This window comes from Legionella qingyii, from assembly GCF_003990155.1.
Lineage (GTDB): Bacteria > Pseudomonadota > Gammaproteobacteria > Legionellales > Legionellaceae > Legionella > Legionella qingyii.
The window spans coordinates 23,445-29,604 of sequence record NZ_RZGX01000029.1 but is presented as its reverse complement, the minus strand read 5'-3'; the positions used below and the strand labels follow the sequence as shown (position 1 = coordinate 29,604).

The following is a 6,160-nucleotide window of genomic DNA, read 5'->3' as shown; positions in this document are numbered from 1 at the left end:
TTTTTATTTTAATTTTAAATTGTTTTATATTTTAAATCTTTTTGATCTGATAAAACAGACTGCTCTGATAAAACAGACTGCTCTGATAAAACAGACTGCTCTGATAAAACAGACTGCTCTGATAAAACAGATTGCTCTGATAAAACAGATTGCTCTGATAAAACAGATTGCTCTGATAAAACAGATTGCTCTGATAAAACAGATTGCTCTGATAAAACAGACTGCTCTGACAGTATCTCAACTTGAGTTAAATGATTTGCTATCGAGTTTTGAGTTTCGTTGAATTCAAGCCGATCGTGGTTAACCTCTACTGTCTTCAGCATGGCATTCCCCTCATTTTGCCGGATACTGATATTCCCATTTTCAATTGGATTGTGTTCCTGTTGCCCAACATTTATTCGTTCTATTTCAATTAAATGCTGATAATATTGAGAATTAATCCAAGAAACAGCAACATTATCATCAACCATGCTTGCTGATTGTCCCTCATTCATAAGTTCTGATTCGGGTTGTTCTGGCATTTCTTTCTCAGAATCATTTGTTGAATTAATTGTTTCTAAATGAGGCTCTTCAGTTTCTCCTGTAACTTGAGTCAGATTTTGTTTTGCCTCCTGATTATTTGCTATTTGGGATGTAATATCAGTTAGTAATAAAATAAAATCATTTCCTTCCTTGATGTCATTAGTTGGCGAAGCATTTTGTATCTGTGACTTTTCTACAGTCTTCGTCAAAATTTTGCCATCTACCGCATTAGTACCTGACAAATTATTAGAGAGGAGGTCAACAACTCCTGATAGATTTGCTATTGCTTTATTCAAGTCAGTCATTCCAATCCTCCTCAATTTTGTAGATTAGAAAGCAATATCCATACCAATTGAATAATTGATGAAGGATTAAAATTTTGTTAAAAAATATTGCTTGATTGTAAATTCATCTAAAAGTTCTATTTTGAACCAAACAAACAATGGTAATCTACGGCTCAGTAAATTTTTGAGAGAAAATTGTCATGTATGCAAAAGCTTCCTTTTATAAGCAGAAAAATATAGATACGTACGAATCAATTTCAGACGAGATTAAAAAAGCCTTAAAACTATTGGGTGACAAAAACGAAATAGATAAAAAATCTTTTATTGAATTTTTGAATTTACGACAGCAAGATTTCTACAAAGCGCTGAGCAAAACCACAGATCATTATGAAAGGCAACGAATATTAGAACAATATCACCGTTTTGCTAATACATTAGCATCTTGTTTATCCAAACCACAAAACACGGCTTATATCATAGATTCTTATCATAATAATAAAAATTATTATCCAGTAGGAGCGACTAAGGTAATCGAAGAGCCCATACGACATAATATATCACTTGCTGCGACAATCTTAGGCGCTGCGCTCATCATAGCATCTATAGCTGCACTATGGATTAATCCATTTATAACTGCCATTTTACTTCCAATTGGTATTACGATGTTAGCTCCAGGCGGGACATCCTTATTAATACCCGACTCCCTTGATACATCAGAAGTAAAAAGTTTAGAGAAAATGATTTTTCAAACTGGTGCTAAAGTAAATAATCCTGAATTATCTTTTGATGAAGTTCCAGGATATAACCCGCAATACGCTACTGTACTCTAAAAAGTTCTAACCTAATTTCATAAGAACTCATGGAATTTTCTTAAAATTGAGCTATCATTCAGTTTTTGATTTCAGGAGCTCCTTATGAAAGTAGGTCGTGACAGCTTATCAACAAAATCTCAATTACATGTAGACGGGAAAACTTATCATTATTACAGCCTTAAAGAAGCAGAACAAAAAAACTTAAAAGGAATAAGTCGTCTTCCTTATTCACTAAAAGTTCTTCTTGAAAATCTGTTGCGTTTTGAGGATGACAACACAGTTACCACCAAAGATATTAAAGCTGTTGCCGACTGGCTGAACAATAAAACATCCCAACATGAAATTGCTTTTAGGCCTGCTCGTGTATTAATGCAAGACTTCACTGGAGTTCCTGCTGTAGTGGATTTAGCAGCAATGCGAGATGCGATTGCCAAAATGGGCGGAAATCCAGATAAAATTTCCCCATTATCACCTGTCGACCTGGTTATTGACCATTCAGTAATGGTTGACAAATTCGGTAGCCAAGACGCTTTAACTGTAAATACTGAAATAGAAATGAAGCGAAACAATGAGCGTTATGAGTTTTTACGCTGGGGACAAAAAGCATTTGATAATTTCCAAGTTGTTCCACCTGGAACCGGTATTTGCCACCAAGTAAATCTTGAATACCTTGGAAAAACGGTATGGAGTAGTACTGATGAAGGGACTTTATATGCATATCCTGATACTTTAGTAGGCACAGATTCCCACACAACCATGATTAATGGATTAGGTGTTCTAGGATGGGGCGTTGGTGGTATCGAAGCAGAAGCCGCCATGTTGGGGCAACCAGTATCGATGTTGATTCCCGAAGTTATCGGATTTAAATTGCATGGAAAAATGCAAGAGGGAATCACTGCAACCGACCTCGTTCTCACTGTAACGAATTTACTTAGAAAAAAAGGTGTAGTTGGCAAATTTGTTGAATTTTATGGCCCAGGATTAAGCGACTTACCCCTTGCTGATCGGGCTACAATTTCTAATATGGCTCCTGAGTATGGTGCTACATGTGGATTTTTCCCAGTAGACAAAGAGACCATTCGTTATTTGGAGCTGACCGGACGTGATCCTCATACAATTGCATTGGTTGAAGCATACGCTAAAGCACAAGGCATGTGGTATGATAAGGACAGCGAAGATCCAGTGTTTACAGATACTCTAGAACTTGATCTGAGTACTATTGTCCCTTCATTAGCAGGCCCAAAACGACCACAAGACAAAGTAACATTAAGTTCTTTACCTGTGGAATTCGATACGTTCCTTAAAGAAGCAGGAAAGGAACAGGAAAAAACTTCTTCTTTTGCTGTTAAAAACCATGATTTCCAAATGAAGCACGGTCATGTAGTGATTGCGGCCATTACCAGTTGTACAAATACATCGAATCCAAGTGTGCTCATGGCGGCCGGTTTGGTAGCTAAAAAAGCAATCGAAAAAGGGCTGCAGCGCAAACCTTGGGTTAAGTCTTCTTTAGCCCCTGGCTCCAAAGTAGTCACCGATTATCTCAAGCAAGCAGGATTACAATCTTATCTGGATCAATTAGGTTTTAACTTAGTTGGTTATGGTTGTACTACATGTATCGGTAACTCTGGACCGCTGCCAGATGCTATATCTCACTGTGTCAGTGATAATGATCTCGTTGTTTCAGCTGTTTTATCAGGAAACCGTAATTTTGAAGGCCGAGTACATCCACAAGTCAGAGCAAACTGGTTAGCTTCACCTCCTGTAGTTGTTGCTTATGCCCTATGTGGAACGACCACTATTGATCTCAGTAAGGATCCGATAGGTAAAGACGATAAAGGGAATGATGTATATCTGAAAAATATTTGGCCATCTAATGCTGAAATTGCTGCCGAAGTTTCTAAAGTTACTGGTGGAATGTTCCGTAAAGAATATGCTGAAGTTTTTCTTGGTGATGAGCACTGGCAATCCATTAAAACAAGTACTGGAAAAACCTATGAATGGAATGCTCATTCAACATACATTCAGCATCCACCATTTTTTGATAATTTAAAAGCAAAACCTGATTCAATTAAACCGATCAAACAAGCATATATTTTGGCTTTATTTGGTGATTCAATTACAACCGATCACATCTCTCCGGCTGGCTCCATAAAAGCAAACTCCCCAGCAGGCTTGTATTTGAAATCCAAAGGAGTTGATGAAAGAGAATTTAACTCGTACGGTTCTCGTCGTGGTAACCATGAAGTGATGATGCGAGGTACTTTTGCTAATATTCGTATTCGCAATGAAATGACCCCTGGTCAAGAGGGAGGCATCACCCGTTATATCCCTTCTGGCGAAGTAATGCCTATTTATGATGCAGCAATGCTTTATCAGAAAGACCATCATGATCTTGTAGTCATTGCAGGTAAAGAATACGGTACCGGGTCTTCAAGAGATTGGGCGGCTAAAGGAACCAATTTACTTGGTGTCAAAGCCGTACTTACCGAAAGCTTTGAACGCATTCACCGCTCTAATTTAATCGGTATGGGCGTCTTGCCTTTACAATTTTGTGATGATATGACACGTAAAACCCTGGATCTGAAGGGAGATGAACGTGTTAGCATTGACGTATCAGACTCATTAAAGCCTGGTTCTATGGTTCCAGTAACAATAGAACGTGCCAATGGGCAAGTAGAGCAGATTAAAGCATTATGCCGTATCGATACTGCTGACGAATTAGAATACTATAAAAATGGTGGTATTCTTCAATATGTTCTCAGGAATCTGTGTGCTTGAGATGGTTATAATACCTTCTGCGTTGGGCCTTTGGCCCAACAGCTCTGGTATTCAGTTAACTCATATATATAATGATCATCATTTGCTTGGCTCTAAAGGCCAACCTACTTTTTATTTAATTTCATTAATGAAAATAAAACTGCGCATCCAAAGTTTATTGCGATTTGCTTGTACCGCATTTGTAAGGACCAATCATGAATCACCCTAAAAAGGTTCTAAGTGTTTTTTCTTTAGTAATGATCAACGTCATTGCTGTTGATAGCTTACGTACCCTTCCCATTAGTGCCAAACTCGGTCTTACGCTTATCTCTTATTATATTGTAGCTGCGTTTGCATTTTTTATACCTGTATCTTTAGTGGCAGCGGAATTAGCAACTACCTATCCTGAAACAGGTGGAATTTACGTATGGGTTCGTGAAGCATTCGGTAAACGGGCAGCTTTTATTACTATCTGGCTCCAGTGGATATATAATGTGGTTTGGTACCCAACGATACTTGCTTTTATCGCCGCCACCCTATCTTATTTAATTACCCCTGAATTAGGAAGCAACAAGTATTATTTGTTAGGTACCGTACTTATTCTTTTTTGGTTGTTTACAATACTTAATTGCTTTGGAATGAAAGTATCAAGCATAGTTAGCACTATTGGAGCAACAATAGGCACTATATTTCCCATGCTTTTTATTATTTTCTTAGCAATACTTTGGGTCGTTCAAGGAAAACCTATGGTTGTTGGCTATCCCGCCACATGGTTACCTGACTTCAGCTCTTTAGGTAATTTATCGCTATTCGCAGTGGTTTTATTTGGTCTGCTTGGCATGGAAATGTCCGCTGTTCATGCTGAAGAAGTAAAAAATCCCCAACGGGATTATCCAAAAGCACTTTTTTATTCAACAATTTTAGTCATTTCTACACTTTCTTTAGGCTCAATAGCCATTATGATAGTAGTCCCTAATCAAAGTTTAAGCGTTGTATCCGGGCTTATAGATGCTTATGCTGTTTTTTTTAATTCATATAATATGCCCTGGATGACATCAGTCATTGCTGTTTTAATTATTTTAGGTGGTCTAAGTGGCGTTTCGGCATGGATTATTGGTCCCACAAAAGGTTTAATGGTTTCAGCGCGGGATGGTTCTTTACCGGCTCAATTCGCCCACACCAATAAATACGGCGCTCCAACAACGATTCTCTTTGCGCAAGCTATTATTTTTACCATTTTAAGTACGGCTTTTATTTTGTTACATTCAATTAATGCAGCATACTGGATGTTAAGTGATCTTTGTGCCCAAATGGCCTTATTAGTTTATATCTTTATGTTTGCTGCTGCTATTAAGTTACGATACAGTAAACCCAATCTGCACCGTGGTTACACTGTCCCAGGTGGTAATTTTGTCATGTGGTTATTATGTATTATTGGGATTCTCTGTTGTCTTACAGCAATTGTTATCGGTTTTGTACCTCCAACACAAATAGCTGTTGGTAATGTTTTTATTTTTGAATCATTTTTAATCGGTGGATTAATTTTATTTGTATTAATTCCATGGTTTCTTGCTAAAAAACATTAGAGTTTTTGAAATATCTATTGTGCCGTCATCCTGAGCATAACAAGAGAGACTCCCATCAGATGGCACAAAACTTACAATACGGGATTCTAAACCAGAAGATAAATTAGGGAATTATAAATAAGTATCATGTTCCTAATTGTAAAAAAATTACATTATATGAATGATTTTGTTAATGCTTATTTTATTTCCCAGGGGCTTT

The 6,160-nt window shown here is 37.3% G+C and carries 4 protein-coding genes; 3 read left to right on the top strand and 1 reads right to left on the bottom strand.

What is annotated here, in order from left to right; genetic code table 11:
- Positions 1 to 14 precede the first annotated feature (14 nt).
- Positions 15 to 827 (bottom strand): hypothetical protein, encoded by an 813-nt coding sequence (locus tag ELY20_RS15880; protein WP_127059511.1) that lies wholly within the window; start codon positions 825 to 827, stop codon positions 15 to 17.
- 179 nt (positions 828 to 1,006) lie between these two features.
- On the opposite strand from ELY20_RS15880, the gene ELY20_RS15875 reads away from it, so the two are divergent.
- The 3 genes from ELY20_RS15875 to ELY20_RS15865 all read left to right on the top strand — a co-directional run bounded on the left by ELY20_RS15875 (position 1,007) and on the right by ELY20_RS15865 (position 5,961).
- Positions 1,007 to 1,636, top strand: a complete 630-nt coding sequence (locus tag ELY20_RS15875; RefSeq protein WP_110143690.1) for a lpg1689 family Dot/Icm T4SS effector — start codon at positions 1,007 to 1,009, stop codon at positions 1,634 to 1,636.
- A gap of 84 nt (positions 1,637 to 1,720) precedes the next feature.
- Positions 1,721 to 4,396 carry an aconitate hydratase AcnA gene (gene acnA, locus ELY20_RS15870; RefSeq protein WP_110143689.1) on the top strand — a complete coding sequence of 892 codons (2,676 nt, stop codon included), beginning with the start codon at positions 1,721 to 1,723 and terminating at the stop codon, positions 4,394 to 4,396.
- A gap of 194 nt (positions 4,397 to 4,590) precedes the next feature.
- Entirely contained in the window at positions 4,591 to 5,961 is a 1,371-nt protein-coding gene (locus ELY20_RS15865) for an APC family permease (protein WP_110143687.1), read from the top strand.
- Positions 5,962 to 6,160 lie beyond the last annotated feature (199 nt).

Bases quoted from the DNA above. Each gene is read 5' to 3' on its own strand.
- ELY20_RS15880 (WP_127059511.1), bottom strand. From the start codon at position 827: ATGACTGACTTGAATAAAGCAATAGCAAATCTATCAGGAGTTGTTGAC.
- ELY20_RS15865 (WP_110143687.1), top strand. From the start codon at position 4,591: ATGAATCACCCTAAAAAGGTTCTAAGTGTTTTTTCTTTAGTAATGATC.
- ELY20_RS15875 (WP_110143690.1), top strand. From the start codon at position 1,007: ATGTATGCAAAAGCTTCCTTTTATAAGCAGAAAAATATAGATACGTAC.
- acnA (WP_110143689.1), top strand. From the start codon at position 1,721: ATGAAAGTAGGTCGTGACAGCTTATCAACAAAATCTCAATTACATGTA.